An 18,312-nucleotide genomic window follows, 5' to 3' on the forward strand; every position below is an offset into this window, starting at 1 on the left:
GGAACGATCATGACGACTGCCTTCGATGCGCCGCTTAACGAAGCACTGCGTGACGCGATGCTCGCCCTGTATCTGCACGAAGCAATACCCAGCGATCCCTACCTGATCGAGCAAGGGCTGGCTCAAACGATCAAGACCGCCAACGACCTTTATGAATTCTGGTTGCTGGATGTACTGGTCAGCCAGGATGTCCCGACCAGTCCGGTGGCCTGCGCCATTGCCAGCTACCAACAGCAAATCAACAGCATGATGCTGAACCTGGAGCCCGGTTACAGCGATGACAGCTTTACGCCTTTGCAAACCAGCACCTGGCGCGACGGCCTCAATCGCTACTCGATCTGGCCCGCCCTCCAGCAGTTGCGCACGTTCCCGGACATCTATCTGGACCCGACCCTGCGCCTGACCAAGAGCGCCAGTTTCGAGCAACTGGAGAATGACCTCAACCAGGCGCAGATTCAGCCCGAAACAGTACAAACCGCAGTGCTGGCTTACCTTGCCAGGTTCGAAGAAATTGCCAACCTGAAAATCTGCAATGGCTACATTGACGGGGAAGATTTTGCCAACAGTACTTATTATTTCATCGGCAAATCCCCTGCCGAGAATGCTTATTACTGGCGCTCACTGGACATGTCGCAGCGCGCGGTCAAAGCGCCCGCGAGTGCAGCAGGCGAAACCCCGGTCAAATATGACAAGCCGCTGCCCAATGCCTGGTCGGATTGGCAAAAAGCCAACGTGCCCATTTCGGAAAAGGCGCTGGAACACACCATTCGCCCGTGCTGGTTCAACAATCGTCTGTTCGTGATCTGGGCCGAGCTGGAGCTTCAGGATGCGGACGCCATGCAGGCCCCCGCTGACGGCAAGGCCGACCAGAGCGTCAAGGTCAATCCCAGGTTCCGCCTATATGCCAGCTACAAGAAATATGACGAGACCTGGAGTACGCCGCGGGTTTACATCGAGAGTTACTGCCAGACCAAAGCGCTGATCGAAAAACCGCAGGAAGAAATTGCGGAGCAAACCCAGACCATTGCGGTGTATGACCACTCGACGTCACCTGAGTCGATGGTGCTCATGCTGTATTCGAACTATCAGGGCCTCCCTTCCGAGATTCCGGGCGATGCAGATACCTATGATTTTCTGCGAACGGTACAGATAGACAAGAACTTCAATGTGACACCGCTGCCACCGTCATTCGGCATGGCGCCGGAGGTCAGACCGGCCTCACCTCCCTCCGTCGAGGTCCTCAAGAACGGCGAAGCCCACGTGAGGCTGATCGGCAATATTTTCGCCAATGGCAACGCTGGTCGTTTCCAATACTGGCTTCCCTCCGGCACGCCAATGTTTGGTGCAGTGGAGCACCAGACACCGGATAGCGAAAAGACCACCTGGGATTATCAGGGGTGGCAGTCGCGAATCGAGACCAGCGTGAAAGACGTCGACTTTGTCTATAACCGGGCGGCGTCCAATATCGAGTTGACCGCAAGGCTGGCGGCAGGATTCAACAACCTCCTGATTTTCAAACTTTCCGTCTTCGACAAACACGACGAAAACAAGGAGCTCATCAAAGTTACGCTGGTGTTCGATCCTTCGGAAAATCACCTTGAAGTTCCGCTACTTCCAGGCTCCATCATTGAACCTGTTGGTACCGACTTCATGGATGTCGCAGATACGGCATTCTGTTTCAAGGGGTACCCTGATCGGCTGCGTAGCTTGATCGCCGACCCTGTCGGGAATCCGACTGAATTTACGGTACCCGCCACCAAGCAAGGAGAAACGGCGTGCCTTGCAGGTAAACATGCAAATCGAAGGGTGCTCTATGAACTGATCGGCTCCAGCATGGTTTTGTTTACGTCCTTTTGGCGTTCTACCACCGATCACCATGAAATCGATCTTCATCCTTCAGCAGGGCGCTATAACAGCAGCGTGGGCTACCAGTTTTTCATCGCACACCCGCTGAATGTTCTGTCAACAAAGCCGCCTGAAACATTCAGCGCAATGCGCAAGCTGGCGTCTACAGCCATCGTCAATAGCCTGTCGAAGGACTCCTCGCTGACTTATTCGTTTTCGGTCGATCAATCCACCCTCCAGCCCGACGGCTGGCCAGTGGAGTGGCCTGAGGATCCAAAGGAACTGAAAATCCCGCTGATCTATGGTGTTCTGGTTTATCACGCAGGCTCCTTGGCAACCACGCTGATTGGCGGAGCACTCAAGGCGCTGACCGTTGAATGGGCAGAAGTGCCTCCCTCAAACTTGCAAATAGCGCCCAGCATCAACAGCATGATCGACCCGTCTCTGGGGGACAGCCCTTCTTTGGGCAAGGCGCAATTCATTGACTTCAGCGGCTCCGGCATCGAGTTGAGCGACGGGCAGGAACCCGAAGGATCACGTCGGGCCGCTGTGCGCATGAACACCACCTTCGCCCGGCAACTGATCAACCTTGCCGAAGGCGGCATGGAACCTCTGCTGAGCTGGGAAACCCAGACCCAGCACACAGAACCACCTATCCCGGACGGTCAGGGATCGCAAGCCATGGATTTCTCGGGCGCTTACTACCTGTATTTCCTGGAACTGTTCCTGTACCTGCCCTGGCTGGTGGCCTACCGCTTGAACGAAGAGCAGCAGTACGACGAAGCGAAACAGTGGCTTGCGTATCTGTTTGACCCGACACGACAAAGCGCGGACGCGGGACACCCCGGTTACTGGCAGGCCGTACCGTTGGAAGAGCCGGTATGGCCCGGTCCGGTCGACCCCAGCCTGGCCATTCTGTACCCGGACGATCCGCATCAGATTGCCTTGAGTTTTCCGGTGCACTTTCGCAAGGCGCTGTGGAAACTGTTTATCGAGATCGAAAGCCGCCAGGCTGATCTGGCGTATGCAGAGTTGACGCCGGACGGCCTGGCTGAAGCCAAGATGCGCTACGTCCACATCATGGATCTGCTGGGACCGCGCCCGGATGTACGCCAGATCGACGAATGGTTGCCGCTCACGCTCGACGAATTGAGTTCGTCGAAGAATGTGCAACTGCGTCAATTCGAACAGCGCCTGATCAGCGCGCACCGGCAGCTGCAACAACAGCCACCTTTGCGCATCGGCAGGGCCCCGGCTTCGCAGCCTGCACCACTATTGTGTCTGCGGCCTGACGGCCATGACCCGCTACTGGCGAGCGCGGACACTGAGTATTTCCGTCGGCCCTTCAACCCCGAACTGATCATGCACTGGGATCGAGCCGAAAGCCGCTTGTTTAACCTGCGACATAACCTCGATATGGCCGGCGCTCCGCTGAACCTGCCGTTATTCGCCACGCCGCTGGATCCGCGCGCACTGCTCGCCGCTTGGGGCCAAGGCTTGTCCGGGGCAGCACTCAGCCGCTTGTTGAACCCGCAGATTCCCCATTGTCGCTTCAGTTTCATGTTCGCACTCGCGCAGAACGCGGTGGACAGCGTGATCGCGTTCGGCGCCACGCTACTGTCGCTGATCGAACGCAAGGAGCAGGCGCAGTACCTGGAACTGCAACAGCAGCAGGCGTGGAACCTCGCGGAGATGGCGGTGCAAATACAGGTTCAGGCCGAGAAGATTGATGAAAAAAACAAGGAGGCGTTGCTGGCGAGTCAGGACACCATTCTGGACCGAGTGAGTTATTACGAGAAATTGCTGAAAGACGGTGTCAGCACCTTGGAAATCGGCGCGGGAGCTTCTTACCTGCTGGGAAGTCTCGGCCAGACCGGAGCGACGATTGCCCACGGAATCGGCCAGGCAATGACTGTAGCGCCGAACATATTTGGCATGGCGGCCGGTGGCGCACGCCTGGAAGGTGCTGCCAACGGCTTCGCGGCCCATATGCAAGCGTTTTCACACGTTGCGTATGGCGCAAGCCAAACCATGGATCGCATCGAACAATACCGGCGCCGCGCCCAGGAATGGACCCAGGCCCGCGACCAGGCAAAACTCGAAGCCGAGCAAATCAAGGCCCAGCTTGCCGTCTCCGACGAACAACACAAAGCCACGCAACTGCAACTGCGCCAGGCGCGAGCAGCACTCAACCAGGCCAAGGCCACCCACGATTTCCTGCTGAGCAGCAATCGTTTCAGCCGATCACAGACCTACGACTGGCTCAACAGCAAATTCGCCGGTTTCTACCATACCGCCTTCACCAACGCACAATCGCTATGCCAGGCCGCTGAGGCCTGCTGGCAATACGAAATGGGCGATTTCACCCGAACCTTTGTCCATCCCGGCGCGTGGAATGCCACGTACCGCGGCCTCGGTGCCGGGGAAGAGTTGAAGATGAGCCTGCAACAGATGTACAGCCAGTACGTGCAGCACAACCGCCGCGATCTGGAAATCAGGAAAACCGTGTCACTGAAGGATTTGACCGGCAAGGACCCGAGTTCAACCATCAATAAACCGTGGGCACAGATCAAGCAATCGCTGATCGACAACGGCACGTGTGAATTGGAACTGACTCAGCAAATGTTCGACGATGATTACGCCGGGCAAAATCATTACCTGCGCCGGATCAAGACTATAAGCGTGACGCTACCGGCCGTGCTTGGGCCTTATCAAGATATTCGAGCGGTGCTGAAACAGACCTACAGCAAAGTTGAAATGGCCCCCACGGTCGGCAGCAGCGTCAAAGAAAACCTGCGATCCAGTCAACAGATCGCCCTGTCGAGTTCGCTGGAAGACAACGGCATGTTTCAGCTCAACTTCCAGGACGAACGCTATCTGCCATTCGAATACACCGGCGCGATTTCACGCTGGATCCTGACGTTTCCCAAGGGTCAGGAGCACATACTCCAGCGCTTGCCCGACATCATCCTGCATGTGTGCTACACCGCGAGATGCGAAGGCGGTTCGCTATGAACGAACAGCCGCCGCCGCAACAGTCGACAATGCAGATCAACACACCGAGCCTGCCCAAGGGCGGCGGCGCCATCCAGAGTATTGGCAAGGGATCGGCCGGCGTGGGTACCAAAGGCACTGCGTCGCTGGAACTGTCGTTGCCGATTTCCACCGGACGCGGTTTTGCCCCGCCATTGGGTCTGGGCTATAGCAGTGGCACGGGCAACAGTTCCTGCGGGATTGGCTGGCAGTTGACGGTTGACGCGGTGACCCTGCGCACGGTCAATGGCGTGCCGACTTATGACGGCACTGACCAGGTCGTGGGGCCTGACGGTGATGTATGGCTGCCCGAGCGCAATGAAAGCACCGGTGAATTGATCTTCCGCACTACTGAGCAATACAACGGCTTGCCCCTGACGACAGCGTATGACGTCGTTCGCCACTGGCCACGGGTCGAGGGTGCATTCGCCTTGATCGAACATTGGTCGAACGAGACCGACAAAGCCGGTTTCTGGCTGATTCACGGTGCCGACGGCAGCCTGCATATCTATGGCACCACCGCCAATTCACGCCGGGCCGACCCTGCCGACCCGCAGCGCGTCGGCGTCTGGATGATCGACGAAAGCCTCAATACCCGCGGCGAACACATCATCTACGAATACAAGGCGGAAACCGAACTGCCAGTCGCTCCGCAGTATCGCGACTATCGCGCTCAGCGCTATCTCAAACGCGTGTGTTATGGCAACGAAAAAGCCTCAGCGCACCTGTATGCCTGGGACAGCGGTAGCCGGGAAAAACAGTTGTGGCACTTTCAACTGGTGTTCGACTATGGCGAACGCAGCAGCGATCTGGAACAAGTGCCAACGTTTGAAGAGCAACAGCCATGGGCCGAGCGCAGCGACCCTTACTGGATCTACGCCTACGGTTTCGAGCTGGGCAACCGACGCCTGTGTCGACAAGTGCTGATGTTTCATCACTTCCCCAAAGAGTTGGGTGACCATCCGGTTCTGGTGCAGCGCCTGCTCCTGCAATATCGCCTCAGCCCACTGGGTTACAGCCATCTGAGCGCGGCGCATCAGCAGGCCTATGACGGCCTCGGCCAGATCGAAAGCCGACCGCCCATGGAGTTCAGCTACAACACGTTCGACCTCGCCCCGCAGCCGCAAGGCTGGAAAGAATTCACGGCCATGCCCGGCCTCGACGATGGTCATCAATATCAGTTGGTTGACCTGTACGGTGAGGGCCTGGCGGGTGTGCTCTGCCGTTATGACCACGGCTGGTATTACCGCGAGCCGTTGCGCGCAGAGACCGGCAGCGATCAGGTCGAGTACAGCGAGTGGAAACTTCTTGAAGGCGTGCCGATGTCCGACGCCGGCAAACCCGTGCATCAGTCGCTTACCGATCTGACCGGCGACGGCAAGCTCGACTGGGTGCTCGCCGCGCCGGGCATGTGCGGATTTTTCACCCTCGACCCAGATCGCAACTGGTCAGGGTTCGTGCCCTTCGATGCATTTCCCGGCGAATTTTCCCACCCGATGGCGCAGATCGCCGACTTGCTGGGTGACGGCCTGAGCGACCTGACGCTGGTCGGCCCGCGCAGCGTGCGTTTGTATGCCAATCGTCGCGCGGCTGGCTTCGCCGAGGCCGTCGACGTGCCGCATGCGGAAAAAACCGCCGCAGGCGATGATGATGAGCTGCCTGTGCTGAGCAATACACCGAGCGAAATCGTTGCATTCGCCGATCTCATCGGCAGCGGTCAGCAACATCTGGTGCGGATCCGTCATAACGAAGTCAAGTGCTGGCCGAATTTGGGACATGGTCGTTTCGGCAAAGGCTTTGTGCTGTGCACCCTGCCCTTCGCCTACGATGAATTCAACGCCTCACGGGTCTTGCTGGCGGATCTCGACGGCTCGGGTGCGGCTGACCTGATCTACATGGAAGCCGAGCGCCTGCGTATTTTCATGAACCATGCCGGCAGCGGTTTCGCCCAGACATCCATTGATCTTCCCTGGCCTGAGGGCCTCGCCCATGACGCGCTCTGGCAGGTCACCAGCGCAGATCTGCAAGGCCTGGGCTGCTCGAGCCTGGTGGTGACATTGCCGCACATGTCGCCCAGACACTGGCGTTACGATTTCGTCGACGCCAAACCCTATCTGCTCAACAGAAGCTGCAACAACATGGGTTGCAGCGCCAGCGTGAATTACCGCAGTTCGGCGCAGGAATGGCTGGATGAAAAACGTGAGCAACAGGCAGCCGGTGTTGAAAATCCAGTGTCCGGTCTACCCATGGCCATGCACCTGGTACACGAGCAAATCCAACATGATGAGATCACCGGCAACACACTGACACAGCTCTTCAGCTATCGCGGCGGTTATTACGACCGTTTCGAGCGCGAATTCCGTGGTTTTCGCCTGCTGCTGCAAAGCGACACCGAAGCGTCAGCAACCGAGTTCACCGCGCCGATTCTCAGTAAGACCTGGTTTCACACAGGCGAAACCATCGACCCGTCAAGAACCGGTTATTACAGCCGTGACGGTGATGCGGTCGATCTCAAATCCACACTGCTGCAGCTCTATCACTTCAATGATCGCATCGCGCAACCTTTCACCGAAGCTGATGAGGAGACTGCGCGAGAGATCGCCCGCACCCTGAGCGGCCGAGTGATGCGCTCGGAAGTGTTCGCCGCCGGTGACGACGCGGCGACCGCAGTCCCCTATGTGGTCCAGGAACATCGCTATGGCGCACGGGTGCTGCGCCCCAAAGGCAAGTACCAGCCTTATGCAGTGATCTTGCCCCTGGACGCGGAATCCATCAGTTATCAGTACGAACCGGCAATTGCCGACGATCCGATGTGCCAGCACCAGTTAAATCTGGAATGGGACCCCTACGGCCGTGTGGTGCATGCTTTCACGGTGAACTACGCGCGACGCAAAACCAGCAGCGATGCGCCGCCGTTCACTGAAGAGCATCAGCAGAACTGGTGGAAGGATGCTCATGACGATGCGCAACAAAAATGGTACCTGACGCAGCTCCGGTCAGAATCGATTCATTTGCCCAATGACGAGGCCTGGCGCCTTGGATTGCCCTGCCGCTTGCGCAGCAATTCGCTGGTGCTGGAAAAAGCGGCGCTGAGTGCCGCAACGATCCACCATGAACATATTTTGCTAATGGCCCGCGAGGATGGCGAATGGGCGCAGCAAGCAGTGTTGTCTGCATTGACGCTGCAGCGCTACATCGACCCTCGCAGCGGTGCAACGCTGGATCCGGGCGACGCGACTTTCGAGGGTTTGCCCGCCTACATGGAGACGGCCGAACTGGACGCCGTCGCCCTCAGCGCATATGACAAACTCGAGGTGGATGGCCAATTACCCTTCAACCTGAAAGAAAAACTCGAATCGCAGGAGGTCGGTTACCACATCATGCCGCTGTTCCTGCCCGAGCAAGATCACGGTCCGATCGATGATCCTGACGATGCGAAGAACTATCTGTGGTCAGTGCACAGAGGTTTCTCCACCTACCACGCACTCGACGGCTTTCATAACGTGCAGAAATACCGTGAAACCCGCAGTCACGGCGAAACCCTGATTACCTATGACGCGTATTGGTGTGTGACAACCGCTGTGACCTTACCGGACGGCTGCACTACCCGCAGCCTCGACGTGGACTACCGCACCTTCCTCCCTGCGGCCATTGAAGATGCCAACCGCAACCTGCAGGAAGCGCGCTACAACGCTTTCGGCGAGCCGCTGGTGAGCAGTTTCCACGGCACCGAACTTGGAGAACCGGTGGGTTTTGACCCGCTGCAAACCTACGTCCCGCCGGCAGACCGCGACCCGGCCATTGCCATCGCCGATCCGAAACAAGCCATTGGCAACTTCGCCCATGCCGCTTTCTGGGATACGTTCAGTTGGATGGGTTGCATCTCCCGCACGTCCTCACGCTCCCAAGAGTGGTGGGACTGGGCGAAAAGCCAAGGCTACATTCTGCCCGAAGGACACATTTGCGATCGCGCCCGACAGTACCTTGCCGCTGTGGAAAATCCCGATCGGAATGAAACCGAACTCCAGCAGCAAATCGATAATGCACAGCGTGAGCCCGTGTATGCCGTCTCTCTGGTGGCCGACCGCTATCCGCTTGATCCCGATCTGCAAGTGCGAGTCAGCATTGCTTGCCTGGACGGTTTCGGCCGCACTCTGCAAACCAAACATGAGGTCCCCCCGGGCGTGGCCTGGCAGGTCGATGACAACGGTGAGTTGGTCCTCGACGACAATGGCAAACCAATAGACGCCCAGGCCCAGCGACGCTGGCGTGTCAGCGAGCCAGTGGAATACAACAACAAAGGCCAGACTGTGCGGATTTACCGGCCCTACTTCGCCGATCAACCGCGCTACATCAATGATCGCTCGATGCGCAAGCATGCTTTTCACGACCAGCAGTTCTACGACGCGGTGGGCCGACCGACCGCAACCGTGCTGGCGAAGCAAATGCTGCAAGGCAATCCACCGACGCTCAAACCCCTGCGCCGGGAAGTCTGGTACTGGATCTGGTGTAACGTCGCCTTCGACGAAAATGACCTGTTCGACCCGCCACCGGAACAACGGCGACGCAACTGGTGGACAGGAAGGTGAGCAAGCATGCGCAGACACCGCATCTTAGCGTCACTGATGCCCGAGGCTTACCGGTGCGGCAGGTTGCCTACTGGCGCGAAGATGGCAGCGAATCTGAAGCGCGCATCACCGCGGTTCAGCATGACGTTGACGGGCGACGGGTGGCGCAGCGCGATCCACGATTGTTCGCCGACGCATCAGCCCCCGCCAATCTCAGGACGGTTTACTCACTGACCGGTCAGGTGCTGATCACGCTCAGCGTCGATGCCGGATGGCACGTCAGTCTGTGGGGCGAGGCGCGTCAACCGCTGCACGGTTGGGATGGCCGGGGTAGCGTGCGCAGCATCGAGTATGACGAACAGCTGCGACCACTGGCTGTGTTCGAACACGCCGATGACGGAGAACCTTTGTGCACGGAGCGATATGGTTATGCCGGCAGCAATCCGACATTTGCCACGCGGAATCAGTGCGGACAGATCATCCGCCTCGATGATCCGGCCGGCACGCAGTTGTTCGAACAGTTCGGATTGACCGGTGGAATCATCGCGCAGTCTCGACGCTTTCTGCGCTCACTCGACACTCCTGACTGGCCGGTATCGCTCAGCGAGCGTGACAAATTGCTCGAAGACGCACCTGCCGCCACGAGCTACTCGCGTTTCAACCCGCTCTCGGAAACCATCGAACAAATCGACGCCAGAGGACACCGACAGCTTTTCAGCCAGACCCTGGACGGCCAGTTGCGAGACGTTCGACTGCAATTGAAGGGCATCGCGCCGAAAACCCTGGTCGGCGCCATCCAGTACGATGCCCAAGGACATACCCTTCGGGAAACCGCTGACAACGGAGTGATCACCACATTGGACTACGCCGCCGAGGATGGCAGGCTGATCAGCCTGCAAAGCCAGCGCGGCAATGACATCCTGCAAGACCTGCGTTATGTCTACGACCCGGTAGGCAACGTGCTGAGTATTGAAGACGCCGCCCTCCCGATTCGATACTTTGCCAACCAGCGCATCGAACCGGTCAACCGCTACCGTTATGACAGTCTCGATCAGTTGATCGAGGCCACGGGTTGGGAGGCCGGTCAGACATCGAAGTTTTCACTGGCAGATCCTGCAGCGATCGCCAATTACACCCAGACCTATCACTATGACTGCGGTGGCAATTTGCTCAAATTGATCCACGACGGCCCACAAGGCCACGGTCACCGCCTGGTCGCCGCCAAGCACAGTAACCGCTGCTTGCCGGTGCGCGATGGCATGGACCCGGGCGAGGAAGATTTGCGCAACGGCTTCGATGCCAATGGCAATCTGCTTGGCCTGCAACCAGGACAGACTTTCAACTGGGACTTGCGTAACCGATTGCGTGAAGTCCGGCTGGTTTTGCGTGAAGACCGTTCGGCTGATAACGAGCAATACCGATACGCCTCAGACGGCATGCGCGTGCGCAAAGTGCGGCTGATGCAGACCAACGCTAAAACGCTGATGAACGAAGTGCGTTATCTGCCGAATCTGCAAATCCGTACCCACAGTGGTACGGGAGAAATACTGCAGGTGATCAGTGTCCAGGCCGGGCGCAGCAGCGTGCAGGTGTTGCACTGGGAATCCGAACCGCCCCAAGGCATCGACAACGATCAAGCGCGTTACAGCCTCAACGACCATTTGGGTTCCTGCACCCTGGAACTCGACGCCACGGGCAAGCTCATCAGTCAGGAGCGATACCACCCTTTCGGCACCACCGCGTGGTTTGCCGGGCGTAGCGAAATCGAGACAAGCTATAAAACGCTGCGCTATTCGGGCAAAGAGCGGGATGCGACCGGGCTTTATTATTACGGGTTCAGGTATTACGTGGCGGGTTGGCAGCGATGGTTGAATCCGGATCCGTCCGGGGCGATTGATGGTCTGAATCTGTTCAGCATGGTGAAAGGCAATCCGTTGGCCTACTTCGATACTGATGGGCGAATTCGTGAAGGCGTCAATGAGGAGTACCCGACTCAAGCGACCATCGGATCTTCGCCTTCGCCGCAATCATCAACGCCATTTTCAGCAAACTCTGTCATTAACGAAAGCACGAGATTTGGATTTCCTGATACACCACCATTGTCTCCAGAAGTAAAGAGCGCAAGCCACTCCATCGAAATGTTGATGGAGAAAGTGCAATTGACCGATTCTTCGCTGAAGAACAAGCCAACGTCGATTGCCGATGATATTGGTGGTCGCCCTGCTATAGGCGGCGGGGGCGAAGGAGAAATATACGAAAGCGCCGACGGAAAACATGTCTATAAAAAGTTCAGAGGAGCCGACAAGCGAAACAGTATTCCGGGGTATGTAAAAACCGAAGCCGAGGGTTTCAATGCTTACTATGGAGCAGGCTCGGCGACGGCACTTATTGAAGACAATCAGAGTTACCTCAAGATGATAAAACTCGATGGCATCCCCCTCGGCGACATCAAGAAAGTTTCCATTCCGGCAAGCGGCGCCAATGCACTTTTGGAGATGTTTAATGAAATGGAAGCAAAGGACCTATATCACCAGGATGTACAGGACCATAATTTCCTCTGGTCGGAGAGAGATACTAAAGTTTACCCCGTCGACATGCAGCCGTTCCCCTTTGAGCTTGCCCAGTACACGATAGACTCATACGAGCGAAGTAAAAAACAGTTGCTGACTCAATTTGCTCGCAACGTGAAACGCTGACTTCCATTCCCTCAAGCCCTTGATGGAATGCGCGCACCTCAAAACATATGGAAGCCAGGTTGCTATTGCTTCAGATCGATGCGAAGAAAGCTAAACGGCACCTTCCGGTGCCGTTCGCTTCTCACATTTCCAACTTCATTTTCGCGCATCCGCCCAGGATTTCAGCAGTTCGCTATAGCTCACCGTTTCACCCTTCGGCTTCTCGTTAGCCAGTTTCGGCTTCGGTGCGCCCGGTTGATCGAACCAGTATTGCGCATCGCGTTCCGGGTTCATCTTCGGCGCGCAAGTGGCCTGGGCCTTGGAGCGTTCGAGGCGTTCCATGATGCGGTCCTGATCCTTGGCCAGGCCATCGAGCGCTTGTTGTGGGGTCTTCTCGCCGCTGGCGGCTTCGGCGATATGGCTCCACCACAGTTGCGCCAGACGCGGGTAGTCCGGCACGTTGGTGCCGGTCGGCGACCATTGCACGCGGGCCGGGCTGCGATAGAACTCGACCAGACCACCGAGTTTCGGCGCCAGATCGGTCATCGCTTGCGAGTTGATGTCCGACTCGCGAATAGGTGTCAGACCGACGATGGTTTTCTTCAGCGAAACAGTTTTCGAGGTCACGAACTGCGCGTACAGCCACGCCGCGAGTTTCTGTTTCTCAGGCGTGGATTTCATGAATGTCCACGACCCCACATCCTGGTAGCCGAGCTTCATACCCTCTTCCCAATACGGGCCTTTAGGCGACGGCGCCATGCGCCATTTCGGCGTGCCGTCGGCGTTGACCACCGGCAGGCCGGGTTTGGTCATGTCGGCGGTGAACGCGGTGTACCAGAAGATCTGCTGGGCGATGTTGCCCTGCGAGGGCACCGGGCCGGACTCGGAGAAGGTCATGCCGGCCGCTTCCGGTGGCGCGTATTTCTTCAGCCAGTCGACGTATTTGGTGGTGGCAAACACGGCCGCCGGGCCGTTGGTGTCGCCGCCACGGGTCACGCTGGAGCCGACCGGGTGGCAGTCCTCAACACGAATCCCCCACTCGTCCACCGGCAAGCCGTTGGGCAGTCCCTTGTCGCCGCCACCGGCCATGGAGAACCAGGCATCGGTGAAACGCCAGCCCAGCGACGGGTCTTTCTTGCCGTAGTCCATGTGGCCGTAGACGCGTTTGCCGTCGATTTCCTTGACGTCTTCGCTGAAGAATTTGGCGATGTCTTCATAGGCCGACCAGTTCACCGGCACGCCTAATTCGTAGCCGTACTTTTCCTTGAACTTGGCTTTCAGATCGGCGCGTTCGAACCAGTCGGCACGGAACCAGTACAGGTTGGCGAATTGCTGGTCGGGCAGTTGATAGATCTTGCCGTCCGGCGCGGTGGTGAAGGAGATGCCGATGAAGTCCTTGATGTCGAGGGTCGGCGAAGTGAAGTTTTTGCCCTCGTTGGCCATCAGGTCGGTGATCGATTCGGTCTTGCCGTAGCGAAAGTGCGTGCCGATGAGGTCGGAGTCGTTGACCCAGCCGTCATAGATGTTCTTGTCCGACTGCATCACCGTCTGCATTTTCTCGACCACGTCGCCTTCCTGCAGCAGGTCGTGGGTGAGTTTGATCCCGGTGATTTCGCTGAAGGCCTTGGCCAGCACCTTGGACTCGTATTCGTGGGTGGTCAGGGTTTCGGAAACGACCTTGATGTCCATGCCACGAAACGGCTCGGCGGCCTTGATGAACCACTTCAATTCTTCAAGCTGCTGTTCGGCCGTCAGGGTCGAGGGCTTGAACTCGCTGCCGATCCATTTTTTCGCAGCATCTTCGTAGGCGTCGGCCCAGGCAGATGCGCTCAGACCGCTGAGTGCCAGCATGGCTGCCAATGAAATGCTATGTCGCAGCTTATTGTTTTTATCGAACATAGAGACCTCCTGTTTAAGTTGTGGAGCCGCGTTGCCGAACGATTCGACTAGCCCCAACGCATCACAGCCAACAGCCACACCAGGGACAACGCGGACGCCACCCAGATGCTCCAGTCGGTGACGCCGATTACCAGCAAATGCAGGTAGGCGCTGCCGAGAAGACCGATAAACAAGCGATCGCCACGGGTGGTGGCAATCGGCAAAAACCCGCGCCGCAGAATGCTCGGCGAGCGCAATTCCCAGGTGGTCATGCCCACCAGAATCAGACCGATGCCGATGAAGAACGCGGCGGTCGGTGTCGTCCAGCTCATCCATTCCATCATCAGCTCCTCAGACTCGACCGAGGGCAAAGCCCTTGGCCACGTGGTTGCGCACAAACCAGATCACCAGCATGCCCGGCAGGATGGTCAACACCCCCGCTGCTGCCAGCACGCCCCAATCGATCCCCGATGCCGACACCGTGCGCGTCATCACTGCCGCAATCGGCTTGGCGTTGACCGAGGTCAGCGTGCGCGCCAGCAGCAGTTCGACCCAGGAAAACATGAAGCAGAAAAACGCCGTGACGCCGATGCCGGAGCCGATTAACGGGATGAAAATCTTCACGAAGAACTTGGGAAAACTATAGCCGTCGATGTAGGCCGTTTCGTCGATCTCCTTGGGCACGCCAGACATGAAACCTTCCAGAATCCACACCGCCAGGGGCACGTTGAACAAGCAGTGCGCCAAGGCTACGGCGATGTGCGTGTCGAACAGGCCGATCGACGAATACAACTGAAAGAACGGCAGCAAAAACACCGCCGGCGGCGCCATGCGATTGGTCAGCAGCCAGAAGAACAGGTGTTTGTCGCCGAGGAAACGATAGCGTGAAAACGCATAGGCCGCCGGTAACGCCACGCTCAGGGAAATCACCGTGTTGAGGCTGACGTAGTACAGCGAGTTGAGATAGCCGGTGTACCAGCTCGGATCGGTGAAGATCACCTTGTAGTTCGCCAGCGTGAATTCCTGTGGGAAAAGCGTCAGGCCGCCGAGGATTTCGGTGTTGCTCTTGAACGACATGTTCAGCAGCCAGTAGATCGGCACCAGCAGGAACAGGATGTAGACCAGCAACGGAATAAGCTTTTTCTTGCTCATGGCCGGGCCTCAGCGGTTGGCGTCGGAGTGCGTCATGGCGGTATAGAACAGCCACGACACCAACAGGATGATCAGGAAGTACACCAGCGAAAACGCCGCTGCCGGACCGAGGTCGAATTGCCCTACAGCCATCTGCGTCAACGTCTGACTCAAAAAGGTCGTGGCATTGCCCGGCCCGCCGCCGGTGAGCACGAACGGCTCGGTGTAGATCATGAAACTGTCCATGAAGCGCAGCATCACCGCGATCAGCAGCACGCTCTTCAGCTTGGGCAACTGAATGTGGCGGAACACTGCCCAGGCCGAGGCGCGATCGATCCGCGCCGCCTGGTAATACACGTCGGGAATCGCCCGCAAACCGGAGAAACACAGCAGCGCGACCAGAGAAGTCCAGTGCCAGACGTCCATCACCAGCACCGTCACCCAGGCGTCCATGGTGTTGGCCGCGTAGTTGTAGCTGATGCCCATCGCATTGAGGCTGGAACCGAGCAGGCCGATGTCCGCGCGGCCGAAAATCTGCCAGATGGTACCGACCACGTTCCACGGAATCAGCAACGGAATCGCCAGAATGATCAGCACCACCGAGGACCAGCGACCCTTGGTCGGCATGGTCAGCGCGACGGCGATGCCCAGCGGGATTTCTATCAGCAGCACGCAGGCGGAATAGATGAACTGACGCAGCAACGAGTCGTGCAAACGCGGGTCGAGCAGCACTTGCTTGTACCAGTCAGCGCCAACGAAGTAGCGGCTGGACTGGTCAAAGATGTCCTGCACCGAATAGTTGACCACGGTCATCATCGGGATCACCGCACTGAACGCCACCAGCAGGAACACCGGCAACACCAGCCACCAGGCCTTGTTGTTCTGCACCTTGTTCATGGCTGCACCTCCTCGTCGCTGACTTCCAGGAGAAATTCATCGGCATAGACCATCAGCCATTGCGCCGGGAAACTGATGTAAGCCGTGCCCTGCGGCACCGGTTTGTCTTCGGCCAGACGCACCTTCAACGGCGCGCCGTCGAGGTTGAGAGTCATGATCTTGTAGGTGCCGAGGTCTTCGACGTGTACGACTTTGGCCTGCATCGCATCGTCAAACGGCTCGTCCCACACATGAATGAATTCAGGGCGGATGCCGACCTTGAGATTTTTCCACTGGCCGTGCTCGATATGGCGCTGCAAGGCGTCGGACAACGGCAGGTGCGTCGAAGCGAAACCGACGCCACCGGGCTGCGGCTGCACCTCAATCAGATTCATCCCCGGGCTGCCGATGAAATAGCCGACAAAGGTGTGGCTCGGCCGCTCGAACAATTCCCGTGGCGTACCGAACTGGACGATCTGGCCGCCGTACATCACTGCGATCTTGTCGGCGAACGTCGAGGCTTCAAGTTGGTCGTGGGTGACGTAGACCATGGTGATGTTGAACTGCTCGTGGATCTGCTTGAGCTTGCGCCGCAGCTTCCACTTCAGGTGCGGGTCGATCACCGTCAGCGGCTCATCGAAGAGGATTGCCGAGACGTCATCGCGCACCAGTCCACGGCCCATGGAGACTTTCTGCTTTTCGTCGGCGGTGAGGTTGCGCGCTTTTTTGCTCAGCAGATTCTGCAGGTCGAGCACTTCGGCAATTTCCTGCACCTTGCTGTGCACTTTCGCCTCGGCCATGCCCTGGTTTCGCAGCGGGAAAGCGAGGTTGTCGAACACGGTCATGGTGTCGTAGACCACCGGAAACTGGAAAACCTGGGCGATGTTGCGCTTCTCCGGCGTGAGGTCGTTGACCGCTTTGCCGTCAAACAACACGTGGCCCTGGGACGGGCTGAGCAGGCCGGAAATAATGTTGAGCAAGGTCGACTTGCCGCACCCGGACGGGCCGAGCAAGGCGTAGGCGCCGCCCTGCTCCCAGACGTGATCCATCTCGCGGATCGCATAATCCTCCGCGCCGCTCGGGGTTTTGCTGTAGCTGTGGGCGAGGTGCTGCAAACGGATTTCGGCCATCAGGCAACCCTCGCGACACGCCGGCCCGGTGCTTGCACCAGACGGCCCTGCGCATCGAAAACGAACAGTTTGTGGGTCGGGATATAGATGCGGATCGGCGCATCGACGTCGTATTCATGAACACCCGGCAAGTGCAGCACCAGCAGGAAATGCTCGTTGCGCACATGCAGGAAGGTTTCCGAGCCGCTGATTTCGGCGACCTCGACGGTCACGGCCAGTTCGAGATCGTCATCGTTGCTCGGCACCAGCGAGATATGACTCGGGCGTACGCCGAAGCGGAACTCACCCTCGCCCACCGGGCGCAGATCGACGTTCAACGGAAAGTGTACGAAGTTGGCGAAGCTGACTTCGTTGCCGGCAATGCGTCCCGGCATCAGGTTGATCGGCGGTTCGGAGAACAATTCAGCGGCGAGCACCGACTGCGGCTGGTGATAGACCTCGGTCGACGGCCCGCTCTGGATCACCCGGCCTTCGTGCAGGATGGTCGTGGTGCCGCCGAGGGCCAGCGCTTCGTTGGGTTCGGTGGTGGCGTAAATGGCGATGGTGTGGCGCGCCTTGAACAGCTCGCGCATTTCCTGACGCAGCTCTTCGCGCAGCTTGTAGTCGAGGTTGACCAACGGCTCGTCGAAGAGGATCAGTTCAGCATCCTTGACCAGGGCGCGGGCCATGGCCGTGCGCTGTTGCTGCCCACCGGAGAGCTCCAGCGGATAGCGCTGCAAGAACTTCTCGATGCGCAGCATGCGTGCGGTTTCCTGCACCTTGCTGTGGATGATCTCTTTCGAAATACCGGCCTGACGCAGTGGCGAGGCGATGTTCTCGAACACCGTCATGGTCGGGTAATTGATGAACTGCTGATAGACCATCGACACGTTGCGCAGCCGCACCGGGCGCTGGGTGACGTCGACACCGTTCATCAGCACGCGGCCGCTGTCGGGCTTGTCGAGGCCGGCCATCAGGCGCATGAGGCTGGTCTTGCCGGACAGGGTGCGCCCGAGCAGTACGTTGAAGGATCCGGGTTCGAATTTCAGGCACGCATCGTCGATCCAGATCTGGCCCTCGACGGTACGGCTGACGTGCTCCAGGGTGAGTGACATGGCTCGGCCTTTTTTATTTTTGGAGTCAAGCGACCGGAGCAACAGAGCGACATTCGTGCCAGAAATGGCAAGTGGTTGATTT

General features: G+C 58.2%; 9 protein-coding genes. 3 read left to right on the top strand and 6 right to left on the bottom strand.

What is annotated here, in order from left to right; all coding sequences use genetic code 11:
• Positions 1 to 9: 9 nt before the first annotated feature.
• From ACZ9BE_RS14365 to ACZ9BE_RS14375, 3 genes are read left to right on the top strand one after another with little or no spacing between them, the layout of a single operon-like run.
• The gene (locus ACZ9BE_RS14365) at positions 10 to 4,860 is read left to right on the top strand and encodes a Tc toxin subunit A-related protein (protein ID WP_476249600.1); all 4,851 of its coding nucleotides are present in this window, start codon (positions 10 to 12) and stop codon (positions 4,858 to 4,860) included.
• On the top strand, positions 4,857 to 9,467 hold the full coding sequence (locus ACZ9BE_RS14370; RefSeq protein ID WP_476249601.1) for a SpvB/TcaC N-terminal domain-containing protein: 4,611 nt from the start codon (positions 4,857 to 4,859) through the stop codon (positions 9,465 to 9,467). Before ACZ9BE_RS14365 ends, ACZ9BE_RS14370 begins: the two co-directional genes overlap by 4 nt.
• The gene (locus ACZ9BE_RS14375; protein WP_476249602.1) at positions 9,464 to 12,142 is read left to right on the top strand and encodes an RHS repeat domain-containing protein; all 2,679 of its coding nucleotides are present in this window, start codon (positions 9,464 to 9,466) and stop codon (positions 12,140 to 12,142) included. Before ACZ9BE_RS14370 ends, ACZ9BE_RS14375 begins: the two co-directional genes overlap by 4 nt.
• Positions 12,143 to 12,277: 135 nt before the next feature.
• Here ACZ9BE_RS14375 and ACZ9BE_RS14380 read toward each other — a convergent pair whose 3' ends face one another.
• Genes ACZ9BE_RS14380 through ACZ9BE_RS14405 form a run of 6 tightly spaced genes read right to left on the bottom strand, consistent with a single transcriptional unit; the run spans position 12,278 to position 18,230 of the window.
• Positions 12,278 to 14,020, bottom strand: a complete 1,743-nt coding sequence (locus tag ACZ9BE_RS14380; protein ID WP_016775286.1) for an ABC transporter substrate-binding protein — start codon at positions 14,018 to 14,020, stop codon at positions 12,278 to 12,280.
• Between the two features lie 47 nt (positions 14,021 to 14,067).
• Positions 14,068 to 14,340: a DUF2160 domain-containing protein gene (locus ACZ9BE_RS14385; protein WP_038861868.1), complete on the bottom strand. Its 273-nt coding sequence runs from the start codon at positions 14,338 to 14,340 to the stop codon at positions 14,068 to 14,070.
• 10 nt (positions 14,341 to 14,350) lie between these two features.
• On the bottom strand, positions 14,351 to 15,151 hold the full coding sequence (locus ACZ9BE_RS14390) for a carbohydrate ABC transporter permease (protein WP_073471306.1): 801 nt from the start codon (positions 15,149 to 15,151) through the stop codon (positions 14,351 to 14,353).
• Between the two features lie 9 nt (positions 15,152 to 15,160).
• On the bottom strand, positions 15,161 to 16,027 hold the full coding sequence (locus ACZ9BE_RS14395) for a carbohydrate ABC transporter permease (protein WP_007912484.1): 867 nt from the start codon (positions 16,025 to 16,027) through the stop codon (positions 15,161 to 15,163).
• Positions 16,024 to 17,136, bottom strand: a complete 1,113-nt coding sequence (locus ACZ9BE_RS14400; RefSeq protein WP_041477087.1) for an ABC transporter ATP-binding protein — start codon at positions 17,134 to 17,136, stop codon at positions 16,024 to 16,026. The genes ACZ9BE_RS14395 and ACZ9BE_RS14400 overlap by 4 nt, the downstream gene beginning before the upstream one ends.
• Entirely contained in the window at positions 17,136 to 18,230 is a 1,095-nt protein-coding gene (locus ACZ9BE_RS14405) for an ABC transporter ATP-binding protein (RefSeq protein WP_016775291.1), read from the bottom strand. Before ACZ9BE_RS14405 ends, ACZ9BE_RS14400 begins: the two co-directional genes overlap by 1 nt.
• Positions 18,231 to 18,312 lie beyond the last annotated feature (82 nt).

Source organism: Pseudomonas sp. TE9122 (assembly GCF_056278925.1).

What these genes read in the sequence shown, in the direction of transcription:
- ACZ9BE_RS14405 (WP_016775291.1), bottom strand. Translation starts at nt 18,230, where the DNA reads ATGTCACTCACCCTGGAGCACGTCAGCCGTACCGTCGAGGGCCAGATC.
- ACZ9BE_RS14365 (WP_476249600.1), top strand. Translation starts at nt 10, where the DNA reads ATGACGACTGCCTTCGATGCGCCGCTTAACGAAGCACTGCGTGACGCG.
- ACZ9BE_RS14385 (WP_038861868.1), bottom strand. Translation starts at nt 14,340, where the DNA reads ATGGAATGGATGAGCTGGACGACACCGACCGCCGCGTTCTTCATCGGC.
- ACZ9BE_RS14400 (WP_041477087.1), bottom strand. Translation starts at nt 17,136, where the DNA reads ATGGCCGAAATCCGTTTGCAGCACCTCGCCCACAGCTACAGCAAAACC.
- ACZ9BE_RS14380 (WP_016775286.1), bottom strand. Translation starts at nt 14,020, where the DNA reads ATGTTCGATAAAAACAATAAGCTGCGACATAGCATTTCATTGGCAGCC.
- ACZ9BE_RS14395 (WP_007912484.1), bottom strand. Translation starts at nt 16,027, where the DNA reads ATGAACAAGGTGCAGAACAACAAGGCCTGGTGGCTGGTGTTGCCGGTG.
- ACZ9BE_RS14390 (WP_073471306.1), bottom strand. Translation starts at nt 15,151, where the DNA reads ATGAGCAAGAAAAAGCTTATTCCGTTGCTGGTCTACATCCTGTTCCTG.
- ACZ9BE_RS14370 (WP_476249601.1), top strand. Translation starts at nt 4,857, where the DNA reads ATGAACGAACAGCCGCCGCCGCAACAGTCGACAATGCAGATCAACACA.